This window comes from Paracoccus sediminilitoris (genome assembly GCF_003259195.1).
Classification (GTDB): Bacteria; Pseudomonadota; Alphaproteobacteria; order Rhodobacterales; family Rhodobacteraceae; genus Paracoccus; species Paracoccus sediminilitoris.
Map to the genome: position 1 here is coordinate 326,174 of NZ_QJPK01000001.1, position 22,901 is coordinate 349,074.

The window sequence follows — 22,901 nt, forward strand, 5'->3', positions numbered from 1 at the left end:
CCCTCAATCTGGCCCGTCAGGGTTGAGAAACGGTTAACCGGCCCCCCGCCCGGCATCGGACCTGGCGGGGGGGCGTTGCGGCAGCAAAATCCGGAAGGCCGCGCCCCCCTGCCCCGGCAGATAGGCGATGTCGCCCCCCAGGTTCAGCATGATCTCGCGGCAGATGGCCAGTCCCAGCCCCGCCCCGCCGGCGCGCGCGGGGTCGTTCAAGCGGGCGAATTTCTCGAAGATCAGGGACTGGCGGCCGCTGTCGATGCCGCTGCCATTGTCGATCACGTCGATCACCGCCCCGCCCCCCGGCGGACGCTGGACACGGATGGTCAGGACGGGATGTTCGGCGTCGCAATATTTCCGCGCATTGCTGATGACGTTGATCAGCACCTGCAGCAGGCGGTCGGCATCGGTGATCAGGCCCAGATGTTCCGATGGCGGGTCGCGGTCGATCAGAAAGCCCCGTTCGGGTCGGGTGGCCGATGCCGCGGTGACCGCCCGCGTGATCAGGTCATGCAGGTTCACCACCGAAATCGTCAGCTGCGCCCGCCCGCTTTCCAGAACCGACAGGTCCAGCAAGTCGTCCAGCAGCCGCGTCAGGCGGCCCGCCTCTTGATGGATGATGCCCGCAAAGCGCTGCCGGTCGGCATCCTCCAACTGCGGGTCCATCAGGATCTCGGAAAAGGCCCGGACGGATGTCATCGGCGTGCGCAATTCGTGGCTGATCTGGCTGAGGAAGGCGTCCTTCTGGACCGACAGGGCGGTCAGCTTGTCATTGGCCTGATGCAGCTGGCGGGCGGTGCGGGCCAATTCGGCGCGGGCGGCCTCCAGGCGTTGGGTCTCCTCCTTGGCGCGCTGCGCTTCGTCGGCCACCTGCAGCAGGTCCGCCACGGTCAGCGCCACGCCCCCCGCCACGCGGTCAATCATCGCATGGGCCGTCGCCGCCCCGATGGACCCCGCCAGCCGCCTTTCCAGCCCGGTCAGGAAGCTGGGCGTCAGGTCGGGCAGATAGCCGGTCTTGCCCTGCGCCCGCGCCTCGGCCTGGAAATGGCGCAGGGCGGCGTCGGGACCCCAGATGCGACGGGCCATGGCCAGCAGCGGCTCGGCCCGGTCGTCGGCGCGGTTGGTGCGGCTGTGGCGCAGGGGTTCGATGGCGCTGACAAAGGAAAGGCCCTGGAACCGTTCGACCGGGTCGGGAAAGCCAAAGATCGACACCCCCACGAATGCCAGCGTGTTCACCGCCAGGGACAGGGCAACCGCCACGGTCCAAGGGTCCATCCCCGGCAGCACCGGCAGATCGCCCCCCACCCCGACCGAGGGCAGAAAGATCAGCCCCATCCACAGCGCGAAACCCGCCCCGATGCCCGCATAGGCCCCCTTGCGGTTCGCCCCGCGCCACAACAGCCCGCCGACCATCGCGGGCAGCACCTGCGCCATGCCGCTGAACGCCACCAGCCCCATCGCAGCCAGAGCTGCCGCCCCGCCCGACGCCTGGTGATAGACCCAGCCCGTTGCCACCACCGCCAGGATCGCCAGCCGCCGCGCGTTCAGGACAAAGCCGCGCAGATCGTCGGTATCCTCGCCGGCGGGGATGCGGCGAAGCGCCAGCCAGGCGGGGACAAGCCAGTGGTTCGACACCATCGTGGCCACCGCGATGGCGCAGACGACGACCATCGAGGTCGCTGCCGAAAACCCGCCCAGAAAGACCAGCAGCGCCAGCAGGTCCTGTCCCGACGCCGCGGGCAGCGTCAGGACATAGAGGTCGGGATTGGCGCTGGCCGGCATCAGTTCGCGCCCCATCACGGCGATGGGCAGCACGAAAAGCGACATGGCGAACAGATAGGCGGGAAAGGCCCAGCCCGCCACATGCAGGCGTTCCTCGTCGGCTGCCTCGACGACCAGCACCTGGAACATCCGCGGCAGGGTCAGGATCGCGGCCCCCGACACCACGATCAGCGCCGTCCAGCGGTCGGGCTTCAGCAGCCATCCCTGCTGGACGCCGGGGTCCATGCTGGCGCGGTTGATGCGGGCCAGCATGTCCAGCGGGCCGTCGGCCAGCCCCCAGATCACGAAGACGCCAAGGGCGATGAAAGCGGCCAGTTTCACGATGGCCTCCAGCGCGATGGCGGTGACGACGCCGTGGTGGCGTTCGTCGGCGGCCAGGTTGCGCGTGCCGAACAGGATGGTGAAGACCGCCAGCCCCGCCGCCACCCACAGCGCCGTGCCGCCAAACGCGTCCGACCCGCCCATGCCGCGCGGATCGGTGGCAAAGACCTCGAACGACAGGCGCACCGATTGCAGCTGCAGGGCGACATAGGGCGTCGCCGCGATCACCGCGATCAGCGTCACCAGGGCGGCCAGCCGGTTCGACTTGCCGAACCGCGCCGAGACAAGATCCGCGACCGAGGTGACGTGATGCATCCGCGCCACCCGCACCAGCCGCCTGAGGCCCCACCAGGCACCGCAAAAGACGATGGTCGGCCCCAGATAGATGGTCAGGAACTCCAACCCCGACCGCGAGGCATAGCCGACCGCCCCGTAAAAGGTCCAGGCCGAGCAATAGACCGACAGCGACAGCGTATAGACCAGCGGATGGTCCAGCCAGCGCACCCGCCCCCGCGCCGCCGCCCGGTCGGCGGCATAGGCGACAGCGAACATCAGCGCCACATAAGCCAGGCAGGCAAGGACCAGACCCTCAAACGGCATCGGGATCGCGGGTTCTGTCGCGGGGCGCTTCGGCGGGATGCAGGGGGTCCTGGCTGGCGCGCAGGGTCGCGGCCTCGGACCGCAGCAGGGCGCGGTGCAGCAGCCAGACCGCCACGATCAGCACCGCCCATGTGCCAAAGATCCAGACCGCCCCCGCCGCATAGGACAGGCTGACGGGCGACCACCAGACCGGCAGCAGCATCAGCAGCATCGCCAGCACCGGCAGGACCCGCGCCGCATCGCCCAGCCTGCGCCTGCGGAACGAGGCGCGTTCCAGGAACAGCGGGCGGTCGCCGGTCATCCCAGCATCCGGCGCACCAGCGCGCGCAGATCGGCATTGTCAAAGGGCTTGGACAGGATCTGGTTGGCCTGCGCGGCGGCATCCCCCACCTGTCCGCGTGCGGTCAGCATCAGCACCGGCGTCGCGGCAAGGTTGGCGTCCGGGTCGGCGCGCAGATCGGCCAGCACCTCGGCCCCCGATCGGTTGGGCAGCATCAGGTCCAGGATCAGCACGCGGGGGCGATGGTTGCGGATCGCCTCGATGGCGCCCGCGCCATCGGCATGCAGGGCCACCTGCCATCCTTCACGCGACAGGATGAAGCGCACCGCCTCGGCGATGTTCACCTCATCCTCGATCATCAGGATGTCCTGCTGCATCCGGCCCGTTCCCCCCTGTTCAAGACGACGGATCATGGGCTGGATCACAAGCCCGTGTCAAAGGTCCCGTTGGGTCGTTCCACCAAGACCGGTTGCGGCACCAGGATCGAGGGTTCGCGCCTTGCGGGGCAAGCCGCCCGCGAACAGATCCGGCAGGCCGGTCCGATGGCAAGGGCATCGGACGGGACGGGGCCGTCGATGGGGGTGAACAGCATCTGTGCCGTGGTCAGCACGGGGCCGGTCACGCCCCCCGGCTGGCTGCGCGTCGCATGGCTGAGGGTGCGGAACCCGCGCCCGTCCGGCGTGACCACATCGCGCACCAGCGCGACCTGCGGCACGGCCAGCGCCTGATAAAGCGGCAGCAGCGGGCAGCTGTCGCCCGGTCGCGGCAGGGGAAAGCCCGGCGCGGCGCGGCGCAGGGTCAGCGCGCCCGACCCGTCGCAGACCAGCAGGCCCGCCCCTTCAAAGCCCGCGGGCCGCAGATCGGCCAGACGGCGCATCACCAGGTCCAGCGGCATCTCAAGCCGCGCGGCCAGCCGCACCGGGTCGGCGCGGGCTTCGGGATTGGTCACGGCCTCGGCCAGGATCTGGTCGGGCAGGATGTCGCGATCCGCGTTCAGCCCGCTTTCCAACTGTCGCGCCATCACGCGCGCCGCGTCCGAGGCCAGTTCGGCGGCATCGGATGCGCCCGCGGCCAGCCAGGCCTCGACCTCCTCCTGGGGGGTGGCGGCGCTGCCCTCGGCCTCGAAGCTGTCCAGATAGGCGACCAGCGCCTGCGCGGTCAGGGACAGGCGCTGGCTGTCCTCGTGCAGGTTGCTGTGGAAACGGCGGCGCCATTCGGGCGAAATCTCGCCCTCCTCGACCAGGATCGCGGCGGTCGAGCGGACGGCGGTGACCGCCGACAGAACCTCGTGCAGGGTGGTCAGCAGATAGGGGTCCTGCGTCATGCGGTCCGACAGGTCGACCAGCTGGCGTTCCAGACCCCCGGCCCGACGCGCGTGCGCGATCAGCAGCTGGCCCCAGCCCGGAAAGCGCGCCAGCAGCTCGGTCACCTGGTCCAGTTCGGGGCCAAGACCCGTTGCGACGGGATGGGCGGCAGCCTCGCGCAGGGCCGCGATGCGGACTTCCTCGCGGCCTTCGGCCAGCTCCTCGGCGGGAACGTCCAGCTCCTCGGCCAGACGTGCGACCAGATCGGCGCTGACAGGGCGGCGGTTGTGTTCGATCAGGTTCAGATAGGCCGGCGAGATCCCGACCGCGCGCGCGATGTCGGCCTGCCTGCGCGACAGCGACAGGCGGCGTTCACGAATACGGGTGCCCGTCAGGACAGTCGGCGTGCTGCGTTCATTCATGAAGCGGATGTTAGCACGACCCCATATGGCCGCGCATTATACTGCGACATCGTGTCGCCCGGCCAGATCCACAAAGAATTGCCACGCCACGCGCCCCGATCGCGACCCGCGCGTGGCCTGCCATTCGATCGCCTCGGCGCGCAGCTGATCGGGGTCGATGCGCAGGCCATAGGCCGCGCAATAGCCCGCGATCATCGCCAGATAATCGTCCTGGTCGCAGGGATGAAACCCCAGCCACAGCCCGAAACGATCCGACAGGGATACCTTTTCCTCGACCGCCTCGCCAGGATGGATGGCGCTGGCGCGTTCATTGTCGATCATGTCGCGCGGCATCAGGTGCCGACGGTTCGATGTCGCGTAAAGCAGGACATTGGACGGTCGCCCGCTGATCCCGCCATCCAGCACCGCCTTCAGCGATTTGTACTGCGTGTCGTCATGGCTGAAGGACAAGTCGTCGGCAAAGAGCAGGAAATACCGCCCCGTCGCACGCCCCAGGATCGACAGCAAACGCCCGACCGAGGAGAGATCCTCGCGCGCGATCTCGACCAGCGACAAGGGCAGGCCTTGGGCCACGCATTCCGCATGGACGGCCTTGACCAGGGAGGATTTTCCCATCCCCCGCGCGCCCCACAGCAAGGCGTTGTTCGCGCCATATCCGCGTGCGAATTGCAGGGTGTTGGCCAGAAGCGTGGCCTTGGACCTGTCGATGCCGACCAACTGGGCCAGATCGACCCGGTCCACGACAGGGACGGGCTGCAGGCGGTCGGGATCGGTATGCCAGACAAAGGCATCCGCCTTGGTGAAATCGGGCGAGGGAACGGGTGGCGGGGCCAGCCGTTCCAGCGCATCCGCGATTCGGTCAAGCGGCGGACGGGTCACGCGTCATCCTCGTCGTCCACCCACAGGCCCTGGGCGCGCAATTCAGCCTCGCGCTTCTTCTCGATGCGGCGCACCAACTGGATCGAGATCTCGTAGAGACCATAGACCACGGTGAACAGCACCACCTGCGAAATCACATCCGGAGGCGTTGCGATGGCCGCCAGCACCAGGATCGCCAGCACCGCATAGCGGCGCACCGAACCCAGTCCTGCCGCCGAAACCAGCCCCGCGCGACCCATCAGGGTCAGCAGGACCGGAAGCTGGAAGCTGAGACCGAAGGCCAGGATGAACTTGGTCGTCAGCGACAGGTACTCATCGACCGAACCCTGGAAGACGATCGCCGCCAAGGGGCTGTCGGCCGGAACCCCAGGCGGCACGGCGGCGCCGTCATCGGGCAGCTTCAGCGGCCCCTGCTGGAAGCCCAGGAAGAAGTCATAGGCCATCGGCAGGATGACGTAATACGCAAAGGCCGCCCCGATCAGGAACATCACGGGAGAGGCGACCAGGAACGGCAGAAAGGCCGCCTTTTCGTTGCGGTAAAGCCCCGGCGCCACGAAACGCCACATCTGATAGGCGATGATCGGGAAGGCCAGCACGAAGCCCCCCAACAACGAGATCCGCACCGCCACGAAGAAGCCTTCCTGCAGCTTCAGCAGGATCAGCCCGCATTCCTGGTTGCGGCTTTCAAGCGCGTGGCAGATCGGCTGCGTCAGGAAGTTGTAGATGGGGTTCCAGACTGTATAGCAGATAACCATCGCCGCGATGAAGGCGACCATCGACCAGATGATCCGGGTGCGCAGCTCGGCCAGATGCTCGATCAACGGGGCCGAGCTGTCATCCGGATTGTCATCGGGTTGGGTCTTGCTGGCCAATTCAATCGTCTTTCATGTCAGAGCGGCGCACCGCATGCAGCTGGCGCTGCGGCGCCCCGGACGCGGATGCTGGCGCGGCCTGCGGTTCGGCGCCGGGCGTGACGTCGGATGTGACGGCGGTTTGGACGTCGGTTTGGACGTCGGGCGCAGGCGCGGGGGCGGCCGGGTCGGGAACGGGCGCCATGGCCGCGCTTTTCTGGGGGGTGGGACGCTTGGGGTCCCATTTTTCGAACTTTTCGGTCGCGCGATCCAATGCGTCCAGTCCAAGCGATTTCTTCGAGGTCAGGTTCTTGACGTCGCGCAGCGAATTCGCCGCCTCGTCCAGTCCGGACCCCTTTGCCGCATCCTCCATGGCCGAGGTGAATTCACGGGCCATGCCACGCGCACGGGCGGTCAGGCGCCCCAGCGTGTGGAACAGGTGCGGCAGATCCTTGGGACCGACCACGATCAGGGCGACGACGCCGATCAGCAGCAGTTCGGTCCAGCCGATGTCCAACATAGGGGACGCGCCTTTCCGGGCTTAGCTGCGGTCGGGGGTGTTCGGGGTCGTGGTCGTCCCTGCCGGCGTGGTGTGGGGCGTCACGTCGCGTGCGCTTTCGCCCGGAACGGCGCGGGGCGTGACGGGACGTTCGGTCCCCTGTTCGTCGGCGGCCGATTCGATTTCGTCGGTGCCTTCCTTGATGCCCTTCTTGAACGAGGTGATGCCCTTGCCGACCTCACCCATCAGGGACGAGATCTTGCCGCGTCCGAACAGGACCAGCACGACGACCGCGATCAGAAGAAGGCCCGGAAGGCCGATATTGTTCAGCATGACAGACTCCAATGCAGGGTGGTCCGGCCACCCGCGCCCGATATTTAAGCCCATGGGCCAGGAATGCAAAGCCCTTTCGGGTCAGGTTGCGATACCGTTACATCACGCAAGCGCCACGGCGGCGCTTGGCAGCCGTGCCGCGCCGGGTGATAAGGGCGCATGGATATGGCCGCTTACATCACCGCCTTCGTCACGCTTTTCGTGATCATCGACCCCATCGGTCTGGCGCCGATCTTCATCGCGCTGACGCTGGACATGGACGCGGCCCAACGCCGCCGCATCGGGCTGCGGGCGCTGTGCATCGCGGCGATCCTGCTGACGCTGTTCGGGCTGGCGGGCGATGCCATCCTGTCGGGCATCGGCATCTCGATCTCGGCCTTCCGCATTGCGGGGGGGCTGCTGCTGTTCCTGACCGCGCTGGACATGCTTTTCGAACGACGCACCGAACGACGCGAAGGCAAGGCCGACGAGGAGGAGATCGCCCATGATCCCACGCATGACCCTTCGGTCTTTCCGCTGGCCATGCCGCTGCTGGCGGGGCCCGGTGCCTTGGCCTCGATGATCCTGCTGGTGGGCCAGGGCGAAGGCGTCGCCCATGTCCTGATGGTCCATCTGGTGATGCTGTCGGTGCTGGCCATCGCGATGGTTCTGTTCATGCTGGCGACACCCTTGGCGCGCGGGTTGGGACGCACGGGCACGATGGTCGTCACGCGGCTGCTGGGCATGCTGCTGGCGGCGCTCTCGGTCCAGTTCGTCATCGACGGGCTGCATGGATCGGGATTGTTCGGATGAGCCCCGACGACATCGCCCGGCTGGCCTTCTACGTCCTGCTGCTGGTGGTGATCGGCGGGGCGATGCTGTTCGAACTGTCGGGACGGGGCGGACGCACCCTGCGCCAGATGCTGGTCTGGGTGGTGATATTTGCCGGCGTTGCGCTTGGGGCCGATTGGTACATGTCCGCCACCGCCCCCCGCCAGCAGGTGCTGGACGAAGGCACCCGGATCGAGATCCCCGTCGGCCAGGGCGGCCATTTCCACCTTCAGGCGGTGCTGAACGGCACGCCACTCGACTTCATCGTCGATACCGGCGCGACGCATATCGCCCTCAGCCGCCGCGACGCGGCCGCCATCGGGCTTGACCCCGACCGCCTGCGTTTTGGCGGCGCGGCTGTCACCGCGAACGGGCGCGTCCGCACCGCCGCGGTGACCATCGACAGCTTCGCGATCGGCAACACTGTCGAGCGCGATATTTCGGCCGTAGTCATCGACAGCGAATTGCAGGATTCTCTGCTGGGCATGTCCTATCTGCGCCGCTTCACCACGATCAGCTTTCAGGGCGACACGCTGATCCTGGAACGCTAGGCTCCCCGTTTCGCCTCTCGGCAGAACACGGCATCAGGGCGTGGCGCGTTTTGTCCCGTCGTCCAGAACCTGTCTTTTGCAGGCGCAATCAAGGGTCATACCTGCCGCAAAGTGCAATTGTACGTGCATAATCAAAAAGCCTATCCTTGGACGAAACTGGGGTAAAAATGCACAACGATCCACTTCTGGCACGACTGCTGAATTCGGACCTCAGGGAGTTGCTGTCGATCAGCCACATCGTGCTGGCCAACAACCAGGTCACGAACCGCCATATCGAACGCCATTACGACATGCCGGTGCAATGCTGGTCGACGCTCTATGCTGTGGCTCTGTCGCCGGGGCTGCGGGCGCGGGATGTGATGCGGGTCTTTCCCCGCCCGCAGAACACCGTCAGCCGCGCCGTAAACCAACTGGAACAGCGCGGCCTGATCGTGCAGCGCCCTTCCGCCGATGATGGGCGCGCCAAACAACTGTTCCCGACGCTCGAGGGCATCGCCCTGTCCGAGGACATCCGGGTCGCGGTCCTCAAGCGCCAGGCCGAGATCTTTGGTGTCCTGACCCAGGACGAACGGTCCACACTGGTGGCCCTGTGCCACAAGGTGGTTTCGAACCCAGACCTGTATCAGTCGGCGGCGATGCCCGGCGGCGACTGATCCGCGACGATCCGCACGGGAATGCCTTTGCTGGCGGGCGTGTCGGACACCATGTCATGGCGGTCCAGCGGCGATAGCGGATTCAGTTCGGGGAAATAACCGGCGATGCATCCGCGCGGCAGGTCATAGGGAATGACGCGCAGCCCCGCCACTTGGCGTCCATCACCATCCGGACCGCGCAGGGTGATGCGTTCTTCGGCCTCAAGGCCGCGATCGCGCATGTCCTCGGGTGACATCATCACCAGCATCCGATCGCCCTCGATCCCGCGCAGGCGGTCGGACATGCCATAGATGGTGGTGTTGAACTGGTCGTTTGACCGCAAAGTCATCAGGCGGAACAGGTCGGGGTCATCACCCAAACCCGTGGCGTCCAGATCGCGCGGCACGGTGAAATTGGCGCGTCCGGTATCGGTCTGCCAGTCGCGTTCCCGCGCGGGGTTGCCGCGGTAAAAGCCGCCGGACTGGGTCATGCGGGTTTCGAAATTGTGGAAGTCGTCGGGATAGGTTGCCTCGATCAGGGACCGGATGCGGGCGTAATCGGCGGTCCAGTCGGCCCAGGCCAGCTTGGGATTCGCATCCAGCGTCGCCTCTGCCAGGGCAGCGACGATTGCCACCTCGGATTTCAGATGCTCGGCCGCCGGGCTGCGCTTGCCGATCGAGGCGTGGATATGGCTGAAGCTGTCCTCGATGGTGACCTGCTGGTTGACGCCGTCCTGCATGTCCTCCTCGGCACGGACCAGACAGGGCAGGATCCAGGACGACTTGCCCGGCATCAGATGGGTGCGGTTCAGACGGGTGGCGATATGCACGGTCAGCGGCATCCGCCCCCAGGCCTCTGCCACGCGGTCCTGATCGGGCACGGCGCGGGCCAGATTGCCCCCCAGCCCGACAAAGCCCTGCGCCCTGCCCTCCAGCAAGGCCCGCACGAAGGCAGTGGTGTTCCATCCCTCCTCGCTTGGCGGCTCGATGCCGAACAGGTCGCGCAGCCTGTCATTCGGCACCAGTTCAGGCTTTTCGGTGATGCCGACAGTGCGCTGTCCCTGCACGTTCGAATGCCCGCGCACAGGCGAACAGCCCGCCCCCTTTCGCCCGATATTGCCGCGCAGCAGCAGCAGGTTCACCAGGGCGCCGATGGCGTCCGATCCGTGGACATGCTGGGTCAGCCCCATGCCATAGACGCCAATCACGGCCTTCGACCGGGCATAGCAGACCGCCGTATGCTGCATCTGCTTGCGAGTCAGGCCGCTGACCTTTTCCAACCGGGTCCAATCAGTCGCCGCGACCCAGTCCATCCAATCCTGCAGACCGTGGCAATGCTGGGTCAGGAAGTCGTGGTCCAGAATGCCGCCTTCGGTCTCCTCCAGTTCCAGCACATGCTTGGCGATGCCGGTCAGCGCGGCGATGTCGCCGCCGGTGCGCACCTGAAGATAGCTGTCGGCAATTTCGGTCGGCGCGCCCACGGTCATCTGAAGCGGGCTTTGCGGATTGGCGAATTCCAGCAGGCCCTTTTCACGCAGCGGGTTCATTGCGACGATATGGCAGCCACGCTTGGCGGCCTCTTGCAGGGGGTGCAGCATGCGGGGGCTGTTGGTGCCGGGGTTTTGGCCGACATGCAGGATCATGTCGCAATGGTCGAAATCCTCCAGCACGCAAGTGCCGACGGGCGATCCGATCACTTGTTTCAACCCGACCGAGGTCGTCTCGTGGCACATGTTGGAACTGTCGGGCAGATTCGTGTGGCCATAGGATCGCGCGAACAGCGCATAGAGATAGCACGCCTCCAACCCCGCCTTGCCGGACGCATAGAAGGTGACCTTTTTCGAGTCCAGCTGGCGCAGTTCCGCGCCGATCGCCTCGCAGGCCTCCTGCCAGGTGGTCTCGACATAGCGGTCCTGATCGGCGTCATAGCGCATCGGATGGGTCAGGCGCCCTTCGCGCTCCAGATCGTATTCGGACCAGGCGACCAATTCCGACACCTTGTGCCTTGCAAAGAAATCCGGCCCGCAGCGCGCCGTGGTCAGATCCCACAGCGTCGCCTTTGCGCCGTTTTCGCAGAATTCCGCGGCATGGGGCTGGGCGGGTTTGCCCCAGGCGCAGGAGCTGCACATCGTCCCGCCGGCCTTGTTCTGATGAGCCAGCGTTTCCAGCGCGCCGGGACCTGCCTTGGCCACGCGCCCGACGGCAGCCATTCCCTTGGCGGACCCCCATCCGCCGACCGGTCCATCATATTCGGTAATGCGGGGCAGGTCATCATGGCTCATGGGAAAGGTCCTTCGTCGCTGATGGAAAAAAGGGCGGCGGGACCTTCGCCCCGCCGCCCCTTCGATCATTTCGCCGTCTGGAACGGGTCCGGCAGTTCCGCCATCACCTTGTCCGGTGTCATGGGGAAGCTGCGCAACCGAACCCCGCAGGCATTGTAGATCGCGTTCGAGATCGCGCCAGCGGCGCCGCAAATGCCCAGTTCGCCGACGCCCTTGGCCTGGATGGGCGATGCGACGGGGTCGCGTTCCTCAACGAAGATTACCTCCATCGGGGGAATGTCGCGATGGACGGGGACGTGGTATTCGGCCAGGTCGTGGTTGACCAGATGACCGTCGCGTTCGTCGAAGGCCAGTTCCTCGGTCAGGGCGCTGCCGATGCCCCACACCATGCCGCCCAGGCATTGCGACCGCGCGGTCTTTTCGTTCAGCACCCGACCGATGCCAAAGGCACCGGTCATGCGGCGCAGGCGCGTTTCGCCGGTGAAGGCGTTGACCGCGACCTCGACGAAGAAGGCACCATAGGTCGCCTGCTGGTGGCTGTTCGAGGTCTTGCCCGGCTTGATCTGGCCGATCTTGGCGATGTCGCCCGTCAGCAGATCGGTGACGTCGCGCGGTTCGATCCCTTCGGCCCAAGCCTTGCCGTCCTGCAGCTGCAGGTCGTCGGGGCGACATTTCAAACGTCCCGCCAGAACCGAACGGATCGCCTCGCAGGCCCGGAACACCGCTGAACCCGTCGAGGCCGCGCCAAAGCTGCCGCCCGACCCCGCACCCGAGGGCAGGCTGCTGTCACCCAGCTCGACCGTGGTGCGGTCGATTGGCTGGCCCAGCATCTCGGCCGCGATCTGGCCCAAAATGGCATAGCTGCCGGTGCCGATATCGGTTTGGTCGCTTTGCACCAGCACCGAGCCGTCGACGCGCATGGTCACCCGTGCCTGCGCCGGCATGATCATGTTGACCCGTGCCGCCGAGGCCATACCCGTGCCGATCCACCATTCGCCTTCGCGGCGCTGGCAGGGTTTCCGGGCACCCTTGTCCCAACCAAAGGCCTTGGCGCCCGCATCCAGCGCCTCGGCCAGCTTGCGCGAGGCATAGGGCGTATCCTCGCCCGGCACGGTCGCGGGGATGTTGCGCTTGCGCAGTTCGACCGGATCGATATCCATCTGGCAGGCCAGTTCGTCCATGGCCGCTTCCAGCACCTGCATGCCCACGGCCTCCCCCGGTGCACGCACCGAACCCGCGGTCACCCGGCAGATACGGGCAAGTTCCACCGCAAGACGGCGGTTTTCCCCGGCATAGAGAAACTGCGTCGCCTGCACGACCGGTTCGGCAAAGCTTTCTTCGGGCAGGTTGCTGACCCAGGCTTCGTGACCCAACGCCTCCAGGCGGCCCTTGGCATCGGCACCCAGACGTACGCGCTGCTTGCTTTCCGAACGGCGCATGATGATCTCGAAGACCTGTTGGCGGGACAGCACGACCCGCACGGGGCGACCCAGATCGCGCGCGGCGACAGCTGCCGCGATGGCGTCATGCGAAATGCCCAGTTTCGACCCGAAGCCGCCACCGACATAGGGCGACATGATCTTGACGTTGCGCGACGCCACGCCAAGGCTGTCAGACAGTTCCTTGATATTATAGCGCAACATCTGGAAGCTGCCCCACAAGGTCAGCTTGTCACCATCCCATTCCGCGATCGAGGCATGCGGCTCCATCGCGGCGCTGGCATGGCCGGGCGTGGTATAGGTCACGTCCAGCGTATGGGCCATCTGCGCCATCGTGGCTTCGATGTCGCCGTTCTCAATCGGCTCGGATCCCGGCTCGGTCTCCTGGCCTTCGGGGCTGAAGGGAACGGCGTCGGTTTCCTCGTAATCAATGCGCAGGGCCTTGGCGGCGGCGGTGGCCTGTTCAAAGGTTTCGGCCACGACCAGCGCCACGGGCTGCATCGGGAAATCGACGATCTGCACGTCCTGCTTGGGGGCCTCGGCGGCCATGCCCTGGGCAGCACGGCGCAGCATGGCATCTGCGGCATAGACGCCGAGCACGCCCGGCATGGCCAGAACCTCGTCACGATGGATCGCGGTGACGCGGCCTTGGCTGATGGTCGCGCCGACCAGCACCCCTTCGGCACAGTTGGGGCGCTGGTATTCGGCGGCATAGGTGGCCTGGCCCGCGACCTTCAGGGGGCCCTCGGGGCGATCAAGGGGCTTGCCGATCACGCCTTGGCGGGTCTGGTCCAGCATGTTGCGCTGATCTGGGCGGTCATATGTTCCGAACATCCGTCACACTCCCGTGGCTTCGGCCAGCACCGCCGCAAGGGTGCGGCGCGCCAGAGGGATCTTGAAATCGTTGGCGCCATAGCCCTGCGCGTTTTCCAGCAGCAGGTCGGCGGCCTTGTCGAACAGCGCGGGCGACGGTGTCTCGCCGGTCAGCAGCTCCTCGATGCGGGGATCGTGCCAAGGCTTGTGGGCAAGACTGCCAAAGGCCAGCTGCGCATGGGCGATACGGCCCTGATCCATGCGGATCACCGCTGCCACCGACATCAGCGCGAAGGCATAGGAGGCACGGTCGCGCACCTTGCGATAAATCTGCACGCCTTCGACGGGCGCAGGCAGGGTGACGCCGGTGATGACCTCGCCGGGTTGCAGGACGTTTTCATGCTGCGGGGCATCGCCGGGCAGCACGTGAAAATCGCGGACGCGGACGGTGCGGGAATCGCCGCGACCGGCGATCACGACCTGTGCGTCCAGCGCCGACAGCGCCACCGCCATGTCGCCCGGATAGGTGGCGATGCAGGCATCCGAGGCACCAAGAATGGCGTGGATACGGTTGAAACCGCCCTTGGCGGCACAGCCCGTCCCCGGCTCGCGCTTGTTGCAGGGCGACTGGTTGTCCATGAAGTAACCGCAACGGGTCCGCTGACACAGGTTGCCGCCCGTGGTGGCCTTGTTGCGCAGCTGCGGGCTGGCACCCGCCAGGATCGCCTTGGCCAAAAGCGGCCAGTCCTTGCGGACGCGGGCATCGGAGGCGCAATCGGAATTGGTCACCAACGCGCCGATGCGCAGCCCGTCGCCTTCGGGTTCGATCAGGTCCAGACCGATGCGGTTGATGTCCAGCAGGGCGTCGGGTGTCTCGACCTCCAGCTTCATCAGGTCCAGCAGGTTCGTGCCCCCGGCGATCAGCTTGGCGTCTGAACCGACGGCATCGGGCAGATCGGCGGCGCGGGCGTAGTCAAAGGCCTTCATGATGCCACCTCTTTTCCCATCGCGTCCTTGATGGCGGCGATGATGTTATCATATGCGCCACAGCGGCACAGGTTGCCGCTCATGCGTTCGCGTAATTCGTCGTCACTGGGGACAGGGTTCGAGGCGACGTCTTCCGTCAGCGCGCTTGGCCAGTCGGCCTTCAGCTCCTCGATCATGGCGGCGGCGGAACAGATCTGGCCGGGCGTGCAATAACCGCACTGATAGCCGTCATGTTCAACGAAGGCCTTCTGCAATGCCGACAGCTTGTCGGGCATGCCGATGCCTTCGATGGTGGTCACCTCGTCGCCGTCATGCATGACGGCAAGCGAGAGGCAGGAATTCACGCGGCGGCCATTGACGTGGACGGTGCAGGCCCCGCATTGGCCGTGATCGCAACCCTTCTTGGTTCCCGTCATGCCCAGTTCAAGGCGCAGGAAATCCAGAAGGGTGCGGCGCGGGTCGCCATTGTAATCGTGATAGGTGCCGTTGACGGCAATCCTGGCTGCGGGTGTGTGCGCCATGTTTGGGCTCCTTGAACCGCTTTTGCTGGGTCAGGGGCAACGTGGCGCACAGCCTGGGGTTCCTTGGCCGGCAAGTTAAAGATCGGGGGCCCTCTCGGCGCGCACGATCACGGACATGCCGGGGCGCAGCTTTTCCGCCCCGTCCTGGCCCGCGTCGATGGACAGGCGCACCGGAAGGCGCTGCGCGATCTTGGTGAAATTGCCCGTCGCGTTCGTTCCCGACAGCAGGCTGTATTCCGACGCCGTCGCCGGCGAAAACGACTGAACCTTGCCGGTAAAGCGGCGGTCCTGCAGCGCGTCCACGGTAAAGCTGATCGTCTCGCCCTCGGTCAGGCCGGTAAGGTTCGTCTCGCGGAAATTGGCGATCACCCACAGCTCGGTGCCGACATGGGACACCAGCGCGGTGCCCGGCGTGACGTATTGCCCCACCCTTACGGAAACCTGCCCCAGATGCCCGTCAGTGGGCGCGTGGATGATGGTGTTCTCCAGGTCGATGCGGGCCAGTTCGACCGCGGCCTCGGCGCTGGTGATGTCGGCGCGGCGGGCATCCAGCGCCACCTTGGCCGATCGGATGGTCTCGGTCTGGACGTCCAACTGGGCCTGGGCCTGGGCCTGGGCGGCCAGGGCCTGTTGCAGCGCCAGCTCGGCCTGGTCGCTTGATGACTGGGACGTGACGCCCCGGTCCAGCAGCCGCCCCGACCGATCGGCCTCGGACCGTGCGGTTTCCAGGGCCGAAGCCGCTGCCTCGACCGAGGCCTGGTTGGCGCGGGCCGATGCTTCGGATGACACGATGGTCTGTTCGGCCACCTTCAGCGCGGCATGGGCGGCCTGCAGCTGCGCCTCGGCCTGGGCCAGCTTTTGGCGGGGAATGCGGTCGTCGATGCGCGCGATCACGTCGCCCGCCTTGACGGTGTCGAAATCTTGCACCTCGACCGCGGCGACATAGCCCGAGACCTGCGGCGCGATCGTGGTGACCTTGCCGCGCAGATAGGCGTTCTGCGTCGTGGGCACCGAGGATTGGAACGGCGGCAGATGCCAGGCGAACAGCAGCAGCATGACACCCGCGATCCCAAGGACCAGGGCGATGGCAGTCGGCAGAAGGTTTTCTTTTTTCATGGTCTTGCCCTTGGAATGTCGGTTTGGGCCCGGCGGGCCATCAGGTCGCGCAGCAGATGCAGCAGCAGCATCGCCGCCGCGATCAGCGCCACGAAGGCGGTCAAAAGATAGGCGTCGTCATAGGCCCGGACCCAGGCTTCGGCCGATGCCGATTGCACGACCTGGCTGGTGGCCTGCGCGACGCGGGTGCCGGCATCGGAAATCTGGCCGGCCAGCGATGCCGCGCCGCCTGCGATGGCCTGCATGGTCTGCGGATCGCTGGCGGTCAGCTGTTCGGTCAGGCTTTGCATGTGAAAGGCCTGACGATGCGTGGTGAAAGTCGAGAAAAGCCCCGACCCCAGCACCCCGCCCAAGGTCTGGGACGAGATGAAGATGATGACGAAGGACAGCAGGTATTGCGGCCCCTTGGCCAGCGCGATCAGCAGGCCCGACAGCATTGCGGGCGGGATGAACAGCATGCTGGCAAAGCTGACCAGCGCCTGCGACACGATCATCTGCATGGGCCGGGTCAGGGTGCTGGACTGGCTGTCCAGCCAGGACGCAAAGGCGATGATCAGCAGCGCGATCAGGTGGAACCACGGCACGCGGGTGGGTCGCATCCATGCCACGCAGGCCAGCGCGCCAACCAGGCTGGCCAGGAAGATGATGGCGAACAGCGTCGTCATCTGGTCGGGCGCGACGCCCAGCACCGCGAACATCTTGGGCGCGCCCGCCGCCTGTTCGGACAGGATCAAGCGGAACAGGAACAGCGTCGCCGTCAGGTGCAGGATGGCGGGCGATGCCAGCCAGCGGATGTCCAGCAGCGGCGCCTTGCGGTTCAGTTCGGTGATGACGCCCAGGACAAGCGCGGTGAAGCCCATGATGACCAGCCAGCCGATCCAGGGCGCATCGGTCCAGTAATAGATCGGTCCCATGACGAAGGCCGCGATCAGCCCGCCAAAACCGATGGTGATCAGCCCGAAGCTGAGGAAATCCATCCGCTCGATTACCTTCATGCGCGGGATCGGGCGCAGCGGCAGGAAAAACACCAGCATCAGCGACACCATCGCCAGCCCCAATCCGGTCAGGTGCACCCAGAAGAAGCCCCCGTCCCCGATCAGCACCGGCGAAACGACGCGCGCGATGGTCGTGCCGCCCAGCAGCACCGTCAGCGCCATCGGCAGGCCCAGCCGCATCTTCCATTCCGGGGCCAGCGCCTCGAGCATGTAAAGGAAGCCCAAGGTGGAGAGCGGCGCGGCCGCCGCCCCCGACAGCACCTGCACCACCAGCGCCGAGCGAAAATCGGTGATCCAGACCGAGGCGAACGCCACGATCACATAGACGACAATCCCCAGTTCCGCGAAACGGCGCAGCCCGTATTGAGTGCGCACCTTGATCAGCAGCACCGGCAGCGCCGCCCGCGGGATGGTATAGGCGATATAGAGCCAGGCCGATGTCGCCGTCGTCACCCCCAGGTCGCCCGCAAGGGGTCCCAGGTTCGTCACGACAAAACCCTGCTGCAACCCTTGCGACAGCGCGATGACCGCCGCCGCCAGCATATAGGCCACGGCCCAGCGGAACGGCAGCGGCGGATGACCGGCGGGCTGGGCCGCAGGTTGTGCGGGCGCGGTATCCACCTGCGCGTCGGGCCGGGGGTCGGACCGGTAGGCGCCTGGCTGGGCAAAGGTCGGCTGGTCGGAGGCTGGCTGATCGGAGGCTGGCTGGTTGCTCATGTCCGGTCCAGATCCTGAATGTTCCGGGTGATCTGGTGCAGAACGCCGGTTGCCTGATCCAGATCCCTGTCGGGAATGCCCTTCAGGATCTCGCGGCGCAGGCGCATGGTGAACTCGACGATCTCGGCGTCGCGACCGCGATCGGTCAGAAACAGCGCGTTCTTGCGACCGTCCCCTTCCAAGGGTGCGCGCAGGATGAAACCGTCCGCCACCAGCGCGTCGATCTGACGCTTGAGCGTGGGGGATTCGATGGCCAGATCGGCGGCCAATTCGGTCTGGGTGATGCCTTCGTTGCGGGCCAGCGTCGTCAGGACCCGGGCGCGCGACAGCGTCAGCCCCATGCCCCGCGCCCGCCGGTCATAGGACCGGCGCATGTCGCGCATCAGGTGCAGGATCACGTCCAAGATCTGATGGGTCTGGTCTTCTTCGGGGCGGGGCACGGGATCTCCTGTCGCTGGTTGATTAGCCAGCTAAGTAGATTGCCCCACCCGGTCAACACCCGCGCCCTGAAAAAAATTGCACGTCATGCAAATCGCGAATGGCCGGGTTGCGCGGCGGTCAGGCCACCAGCGCCTGCTCCTGGTTCCGGCGCGCGCTGTGCTGGGCGATCATCGCGCAGACCAGCAGCTGCGACATGTGATAGACCAGCACCGGCAACACGGTCGCGCCCACCGTTTCGGGCGGGAAGAGCGCCGCCGCGATGGGCAGCCCAGACGCCAGGCTTTTGGTCGATCCGCAGAAGAACAGGACGGCGCGATCCTCCCTTGGCAGACGGAAGGCGCGCCCGGCCCCGACCATCACCCCAAAGATGATGGCCAGAAAGACCAGCATGACCGCCACCAGCGCCAGCAACGCCGCAGGGGGGATCGACGCCCAGAGCCCCGACACCGTCCCCGCGCTGAAGGCCGAATAGACGATCAGCAGGATCGCCCCACGGTCCACGATCAGCGTCAGCGTCTTGCGCGACTTGACGAAGCCGCCGACCCAAGGGCGCAGGACCTGCCCCGCCACAAAGGGCAGCAGGATCTGGCTGCCGATGCGCAGGACGGCGTCCAGGCTGACACCCCCGTCCCCGGCATGCAGCACCAGCGCCACCAGCGTGGGGGTCAGCACCACGCCGATCAGGTTCGACAGCGAGGCCGCGCAGATGGCCGCCGGCACGTTGCCCCCCGCCATGCTGACAAAGGCGATCGAGGATTGCACCGTCGAAGGCAGCACCGACAGGAACAGCAGCCCCATCGTCACCTGCGGTCCCAGCAGATCGCCGAAGATCGCCGCCATCAGCAGCCCGGTCAACGGGAACATCAAATAGGTCGCAAGGAATGTCAGCCCCTGCAGCCGCCAGTTCAGCATCCCCGCCTTGACCGATGACGGGTCCAGCTTGGCGCCATAGAGGAAGAACAGCAGCGCCACCGCCCAATAGGTGACCTGCGACAGCGCCTCCGCCGCGATGCCTTGGGCGGGCAGCAGCAGCCCCAGGAAGACGGTGCCCAGCAGCATCAGCATATAGCTGTCGATGCCGATCCGTTTCAGAAATCGTGTCATACGGTGATCTCCTGTCCTCAGTATCCCAGGGCCATGCCGTCCTTGCGGCTGTCGGACCCACCCTCCAGCAGGCCGGTATCGGCATGGATGCGGATCGCCTGCGCCCCGCCCATGGGCGATGTCAGCACATTGATCGCATGGCCCCGCGCCGTCAGGTCGTCGCGCACCGCCTGCGGCAGCGTCGGTTCGACATTCAGCCGGCCTTCGGTCGCAAAGCTGCGTGGTTCGTCCATGGCCGCCTGCAGGTCCAGCCCGCGGTCGATCACCGCCGACAGAAAGGCTGCGTGCCCCGTCGCCTGATATTGCCCGCCCATCACGCCGAAGGGCATCACTGCGCGGCCGCCTTGGGTGACCATACCGGGAATGATCGTGTGCATGGGCCGCTTGCCCGGCGCGATGGCGTTCGGATGGCCGGGGATCAGGCGGAAAGACGCGCCGCGGCTTTGGAACAGCACCCCCGTCGAGGGATCCAGCCGGGTCGATCCGAAACCGTGGAAGATGGAATTGATGAACGAGATGGCGTTCCCCTGTTCATCCACCACGCAGAGATAGATGGTGTCCTTGTGTTCGGGTTCGTCCCACAGGGCGGGCGGCATGGCGCGGGTCATGTCGATACGCGCCCGCAGCGCCGCGATGGCGGGTTCCGACAGCAGGGTTTCGGCCAGCCCCGCGCAATGGTCCGGGTCGCCCAGCAATGCGTCGCGGTGGTGATAGGCCAGCTTGGTCGCCTCGGCCTGCAGGTGGATGCGGTCGGCGGGGGACATGGCGGCGATGTCGAAACCCTCGATGATCTTCAGGATCAGCAGGGCCGCCAGCCCCTGCCCGTTCGGTGGGCATTCGTGGACCTCGAACCCGCGATAGGAAGCGCTGACCGGTTCGACCCATTCCGCCCCATCCGTGGCATCGGCGAAATCCTGTTCGCTGTGCAATCCGCCAAGGCTGCGCAGATGCGCCACCATCCGCGCAGCCGTCGGCCCCTGATAGAAGGCGCGTGCGCCATGGGCGGCGATCTCCTTCAACCGGTCGGCCAGGAGAGGCTGGGCATGGCGAGACCCGGCAATGGGGGGCTTGCCATCCGGCAGGAACAGCGCCGCCGCATGGTCGTCACCCGCCACCTGCGCGGCGGCCTCGGCCCAGTCCTGGGCCACGCGCGGCGTCACCGGGTAACCGTTGCGGGCATGATCGATGGCCGGCGCGAACAGCTGCGCCAGCGGCAGCGACCCGTGATCGGCATGCAGGCGGCACCAGGCGGCGATGGCACCGGGGATGGTGACCGCATGCGCGCTGTCCTGGGGGATGTGATCGGTCAGACCCGCATCCTTCAGCGCGTCGATCGTGGCGGCGGCGGGGGCACGGCCCGATCCGTTCAGCGCCATGACCTTGCCACGCGCAGGCGCATAAAGCGCAAAGCAATCGCCCCCGATGCCGGTCATCAGCGGATCGACCACGGCCTGCACGGCGCTGGCGGCGATCGCGGCATCGACGGCATTTCCGCCCCGCGACAGCACCGCCAGTCCCGCAGCCGTCGCCAGCGGATGCGAGGTCGCCACCATCGCCTTGCCCGCATAGGTCGAGGGCCTGCGCCCCGAAAGGAAATCGAAACCGTGCATCTGGAACCTCATGGCATTGCGCTTGTCACTTGTATACATATCTTATGGCCAGGAATACAATCAACGGAAGTCGCCATGACCGCCAAACGATCCGCCGACCAGATCCATGCCGCGCTGTCCGCGCAGATCGTCGCCGGACAGCTGCGCCCCGGCGACCCCTTGGGCGAAACCGTCCTGGCGGGCCGATTTTCCCTGTCGCGCACGCCGGTGCGCGAGGCGCTGCAGCGTCTGGCCGCCGAAGGGCTGGTCGAACGTGGCCCCCGCCGCGCCTTTGTCGTGCGGCAGATGACACCCGAGGCGCTGCGCGATCTTTTCGAGGCCCTGGGAGAGATCGAGGCCCTGTGCGCCGGTCTGGCCGCGCAGCGCATGACCGCCATCGCCCGCGCCGAACTGGCCCGCATCATCGATCAGGACAGCGGCGACCATGCCGGCTATGCGGTGCTGAACGCGCAGTTCCACGACGCCCTGCGTCATGGCGCGGGCAACCGGGTGCTGGCGGGGATGCTGGACGACCTGAACCGCCGCAGCCTGCCGTGGCGCAACGCCCAGTTCCAGACCAGCGCCCGCCGGATGGAAAGCTCGCGCCGCGAACACCGCGCCATTCTGCAGGCCATCATGGCGCAGGATGGCGACCGCGCCGCCGGCCTGATGCGCGACCACATGGCCACGTCTCTGGCCGTGGTTTTGCGCATGATTGCCGAAAGACCCTGAAACCACCATGGCCCCGCGACGTTGCCACCCTGTCCCGACCGAAAGGCCCCCTGCGTGACCCTGGAAACCGACCTGAACACCGCCACCCTTGCCGCAAGACAGGCCGGAGACCTGTTGTTGCGGCATTGGCATGACCGCGGCAGCCTGACGATCGACGAAAAGCGCCCCGGTGATTTCGTCTCGCAGGCCGATCACGGCGCCGAGGCGCTGCTGCGCGACCACCTGATCCAGCCCGGCGACGGCTGGCTGGGCGAGGAGACGGACCAGATCCAGGGCAGCCGCCGCTGGATCGTCGATCCTTTGGACGGTACCACGAATTTTCTGCGCGGGATCGACCAATGGGCGGTTTCGGTCGCGCTGGAACAGGACGGCAAGCTGGTCTTGGGCGTGGTCCACGACGCCTGCCGGTCCCAGACCTTCAGCGCCATCGCGGGCGGCCCCTTTCTGCTGAACGGTCAGCCCGTCACGCAGCCGCCCGTGCCCGCATTCCACAACTGCCTGTTCGGCACCGGCCTGCCCTTTGGCGACATGCCCCATATCCCCGACCATGCGCAGGATCTGTGCCGGGTGCTGCCCCATTCGGCCGGAGTGCGGCGGATGGGCGCGGCAGCGCTGGATCTGGCCTATGTCGCAGCAGGACGGTTGGACGGCTTCTGGGAACGCACCCTGCGCCCCTGGGACATCGCGGCAGGTCTTGTCCTGCTGCGCGCTGCCGCCTGCCAGGTCGAGGGATGGTTGCCGGGCGAGGCCCCCGAACGGACCGGCACCGTCATCACCGCGCGGACGCCGCATTTCGATCGCTTTGCCAAGCTGTTGCGCGACGGGTCCTAGAAGGCGGCGCCGTCGCGACAAACCGCCACATGGAATGACGGCGCGGGAACTTGGCACGATCCGGGACGTTCGCTTT

22 protein-coding genes are annotated in these 22,901 nt (G+C 66.5%); 5 read left to right on the plus strand and 17 right to left on the minus strand.

Annotation, left to right across the window (positions count from 1 at the left end; genetic code table 11):
* Positions 1 to 33 precede the first annotated feature (33 nt).
* Genes DKT70_RS01540 through DKT70_RS18285 form a run of 8 tightly spaced genes read right to left on the minus strand, consistent with a single transcriptional unit; the run spans position 34 to position 7,265 of the window.
* On the minus strand, positions 34 to 2,697 hold the full coding sequence (locus tag DKT70_RS01540; RefSeq protein ID WP_111557500.1) for a sensor histidine kinase: 2,664 nt from the start codon (positions 2,695 to 2,697) through the stop codon (positions 34 to 36).
* A complete protein-coding gene (locus DKT70_RS01545; RefSeq protein WP_199559508.1) occupies positions 2,687 to 2,998 on the minus strand; it encodes a hypothetical protein in 312 nt (103 codons plus the stop codon). Before DKT70_RS01545 ends, DKT70_RS01540 begins: the two co-directional genes overlap by 11 nt.
* On the minus strand, positions 2,995 to 3,354 hold the full coding sequence (locus tag DKT70_RS01550; protein ID WP_111557501.1) for a response regulator transcription factor: 360 nt from the start codon (positions 3,352 to 3,354) through the stop codon (positions 2,995 to 2,997). Before DKT70_RS01550 ends, DKT70_RS01545 begins: the two co-directional genes overlap by 4 nt.
* Positions 3,355 to 3,398: 44 nt before the next feature.
* On the minus strand, positions 3,399 to 4,703 hold the full coding sequence (locus DKT70_RS01555; protein WP_111557502.1) for an XRE family transcriptional regulator: 1,305 nt from the start codon (positions 4,701 to 4,703) through the stop codon (positions 3,399 to 3,401).
* A 36-nt stretch (positions 4,704 to 4,739) separates the two neighbouring features.
* Positions 4,740 to 5,582, minus strand: coding sequence for an ATP-binding protein (locus tag DKT70_RS01560; protein WP_111557503.1), 843 nt, complete (start codon positions 5,580 to 5,582; stop codon positions 4,740 to 4,742).
* A complete protein-coding gene (gene tatC, locus DKT70_RS01565; RefSeq protein ID WP_111557504.1) occupies positions 5,579 to 6,454 on the minus strand; it encodes a twin-arginine translocase subunit TatC in 876 nt (291 codons plus the stop codon). Before tatC ends, DKT70_RS01560 begins: the two co-directional genes overlap by 4 nt.
* A gap of 1 nt (position 6,455) precedes the next feature.
* A complete protein-coding gene (gene tatB / locus DKT70_RS01570) occupies positions 6,456 to 6,953 on the minus strand; it encodes a Sec-independent protein translocase protein TatB (protein ID WP_111557505.1) in 498 nt (165 codons plus the stop codon).
* A gap of 21 nt (positions 6,954 to 6,974) precedes the next feature.
* Positions 6,975 to 7,265, minus strand: a complete 291-nt coding sequence (locus DKT70_RS18285; protein WP_233490373.1) for a twin-arginine translocase TatA/TatE family subunit — start codon at positions 7,263 to 7,265, stop codon at positions 6,975 to 6,977.
* A 159-nt stretch (positions 7,266 to 7,424) separates the two neighbouring features.
* Here DKT70_RS18285 and DKT70_RS01580 point away from each other — a divergent pair, with 159 nt between their 5' ends.
* From DKT70_RS01580 to DKT70_RS01590, 3 genes are all read left to right on the plus strand, one after another.
* Positions 7,425 to 8,057 carry a MarC family protein gene (locus DKT70_RS01580; protein ID WP_111557506.1) on the plus strand — a complete coding sequence of 211 codons (633 nt, stop codon included), beginning with the start codon at positions 7,425 to 7,427 and terminating at the stop codon, positions 8,055 to 8,057.
* Positions 8,054 to 8,626: a retropepsin-like aspartic protease family protein gene (locus tag DKT70_RS01585; RefSeq protein ID WP_111557507.1), complete on the plus strand. Its 573-nt coding sequence runs from the start codon at positions 8,054 to 8,056 to the stop codon at positions 8,624 to 8,626. The genes DKT70_RS01580 and DKT70_RS01585 overlap by 4 nt, the downstream gene beginning before the upstream one ends.
* A gap of 167 nt (positions 8,627 to 8,793) precedes the next feature.
* A complete protein-coding gene (locus tag DKT70_RS01590) occupies positions 8,794 to 9,279 on the plus strand; it encodes a MarR family winged helix-turn-helix transcriptional regulator (protein ID WP_111557508.1) in 486 nt (161 codons plus the stop codon).
* Here the strand turns inward: DKT70_RS01590 and DKT70_RS01595 are convergent.
* The 9 genes from DKT70_RS01595 to ggt all read right to left on the minus strand — a co-directional run bounded on the left by DKT70_RS01595 (position 9,249) and on the right by ggt (position 21,295).
* Entirely contained in the window at positions 9,249 to 11,540 is a 2,292-nt protein-coding gene (locus tag DKT70_RS01595) for an FdhF/YdeP family oxidoreductase (RefSeq protein ID WP_111557509.1), read from the minus strand. The genes DKT70_RS01590 and DKT70_RS01595 overlap by 31 nt on opposite strands.
* 65 nt (positions 11,541 to 11,605) lie before the next feature.
* On the minus strand, positions 11,606 to 13,813 hold the full coding sequence (locus DKT70_RS01600) for a xanthine dehydrogenase family protein molybdopterin-binding subunit (RefSeq protein ID WP_111557510.1): 2,208 nt from the start codon (positions 13,811 to 13,813) through the stop codon (positions 11,606 to 11,608).
* A 3-nt stretch (positions 13,814 to 13,816) separates the two neighbouring features.
* The gene (locus DKT70_RS01605; RefSeq protein ID WP_111557511.1) at positions 13,817 to 14,779 is read right to left on the minus strand and encodes an FAD binding domain-containing protein; all 963 of its coding nucleotides are present in this window, start codon (positions 14,777 to 14,779) and stop codon (positions 13,817 to 13,819) included.
* Positions 14,776 to 15,300, minus strand: a complete 525-nt coding sequence (locus tag DKT70_RS01610; protein ID WP_072295611.1) for a 2Fe-2S iron-sulfur cluster-binding protein — start codon at positions 15,298 to 15,300, stop codon at positions 14,776 to 14,778. Before DKT70_RS01610 ends, DKT70_RS01605 begins: the two co-directional genes overlap by 4 nt.
* A gap of 75 nt (positions 15,301 to 15,375) precedes the next feature.
* The gene (locus DKT70_RS01615) at positions 15,376 to 16,416 is read right to left on the minus strand and encodes an HlyD family secretion protein (protein ID WP_111557512.1); all 1,041 of its coding nucleotides are present in this window, start codon (positions 16,414 to 16,416) and stop codon (positions 15,376 to 15,378) included.
* Positions 16,413 to 18,128 (minus strand): MFS transporter, encoded by a 1,716-nt coding sequence (locus DKT70_RS01620; protein ID WP_233490374.1) that lies wholly within the window; start codon positions 18,126 to 18,128, stop codon positions 16,413 to 16,415. Before DKT70_RS01620 ends, DKT70_RS01615 begins: the two co-directional genes overlap by 4 nt.
* A complete protein-coding gene (locus tag DKT70_RS01625; RefSeq protein WP_233490375.1) occupies positions 18,125 to 18,568 on the minus strand; it encodes a MarR family winged helix-turn-helix transcriptional regulator in 444 nt (147 codons plus the stop codon). Before DKT70_RS01625 ends, DKT70_RS01620 begins: the two co-directional genes overlap by 4 nt.
* Positions 18,569 to 18,686: 118 nt before the next feature.
* Complete coding sequence (locus DKT70_RS01630) at positions 18,687 to 19,673, minus strand: bile acid:sodium symporter family protein (protein WP_111557513.1); 987 nt, start codon at positions 19,671 to 19,673, stop codon at positions 18,687 to 18,689.
* A gap of 17 nt (positions 19,674 to 19,690) precedes the next feature.
* Entirely contained in the window at positions 19,691 to 21,295 is a 1,605-nt protein-coding gene (gene ggt, locus DKT70_RS01635; protein WP_233490376.1) for a gamma-glutamyltransferase, read from the minus strand.
* 63 nt (positions 21,296 to 21,358) lie between these two features.
* Between ggt and DKT70_RS01640 the strand changes: the two genes are divergently transcribed.
* Positions 21,359 to 21,994 (plus strand): GntR family transcriptional regulator, encoded by a 636-nt coding sequence (locus DKT70_RS01640; RefSeq protein ID WP_111557514.1) that lies wholly within the window; start codon positions 21,359 to 21,361, stop codon positions 21,992 to 21,994.
* 54 nt (positions 21,995 to 22,048) lie between these two features.
* Positions 22,049 to 22,825: an inositol monophosphatase family protein gene (locus DKT70_RS01645; protein WP_233490377.1), complete on the plus strand. Its 777-nt coding sequence runs from the start codon at positions 22,049 to 22,051 to the stop codon at positions 22,823 to 22,825.
* Positions 22,826 to 22,901 lie beyond the last annotated feature (76 nt).

Excerpts from the sequence above, each read along its gene's own strand:
- DKT70_RS01620 (WP_233490374.1), bottom strand. The coding sequence starts at position 18,128 with ATGAGCAACCAGCCAGCCTCCGATCAGCCAGCCTCCGACCAGCCGACC.
- DKT70_RS01615 (WP_111557512.1), bottom strand. The coding sequence starts at position 16,416 with ATGAAAAAAGAAAACCTTCTGCCGACTGCCATCGCCCTGGTCCTTGGG.
- DKT70_RS01585 (WP_111557507.1), top strand. The coding sequence starts at position 8,054 with ATGAGCCCCGACGACATCGCCCGGCTGGCCTTCTACGTCCTGCTGCTG.
- DKT70_RS01595 (WP_111557509.1), bottom strand. The coding sequence starts at position 11,540 with ATGAGCCATGATGACCTGCCCCGCATTACCGAATATGATGGACCGGTC.
- DKT70_RS01630 (WP_111557513.1), bottom strand. The coding sequence starts at position 19,673 with ATGACACGATTTCTGAAACGGATCGGCATCGACAGCTATATGCTGATG.
- DKT70_RS01605 (WP_111557511.1), bottom strand. The coding sequence starts at position 14,779 with ATGAAGGCCTTTGACTACGCCCGCGCCGCCGATCTGCCCGATGCCGTC.
- ggt (WP_233490376.1), bottom strand. The coding sequence starts at position 21,295 with ATGAGGTTCCAGATGCACGGTTTCGATTTCCTTTCGGGGCGCAGGCCC.
- DKT70_RS01555 (WP_111557502.1), bottom strand. The coding sequence starts at position 4,703 with ATGAATGAACGCAGCACGCCGACTGTCCTGACGGGCACCCGTATTCGT.
- DKT70_RS01550 (WP_111557501.1), bottom strand. The coding sequence starts at position 3,354 with ATGCAGCAGGACATCCTGATGATCGAGGATGAGGTGAACATCGCCGAG.
- DKT70_RS18285 (WP_233490373.1), bottom strand. The coding sequence starts at position 7,265 with ATGCTGAACAATATCGGCCTTCCGGGCCTTCTTCTGATCGCGGTCGTC.
- DKT70_RS01580 (WP_111557506.1), top strand. The coding sequence starts at position 7,425 with ATGGATATGGCCGCTTACATCACCGCCTTCGTCACGCTTTTCGTGATC.
- DKT70_RS01640 (WP_111557514.1), top strand. The coding sequence starts at position 21,359 with ATGACCGCCAAACGATCCGCCGACCAGATCCATGCCGCGCTGTCCGCG.
- DKT70_RS01590 (WP_111557508.1), top strand. The coding sequence starts at position 8,794 with ATGCACAACGATCCACTTCTGGCACGACTGCTGAATTCGGACCTCAGG.
- DKT70_RS01540 (WP_111557500.1), bottom strand. The coding sequence starts at position 2,697 with ATGCCGTTTGAGGGTCTGGTCCTTGCCTGCCTGGCTTATGTGGCGCTG.
- DKT70_RS01610 (WP_072295611.1), bottom strand. The coding sequence starts at position 15,300 with ATGGCGCACACACCCGCAGCCAGGATTGCCGTCAACGGCACCTATCAC.
- tatB (WP_111557505.1), bottom strand. The coding sequence starts at position 6,953 with ATGTTGGACATCGGCTGGACCGAACTGCTGCTGATCGGCGTCGTCGCC.
- DKT70_RS01545 (WP_199559508.1), bottom strand. The coding sequence starts at position 2,998 with ATGACCGGCGACCGCCCGCTGTTCCTGGAACGCGCCTCGTTCCGCAGG.
- DKT70_RS01600 (WP_111557510.1), bottom strand. The coding sequence starts at position 13,813 with ATGTTCGGAACATATGACCGCCCAGATCAGCGCAACATGCTGGACCAG.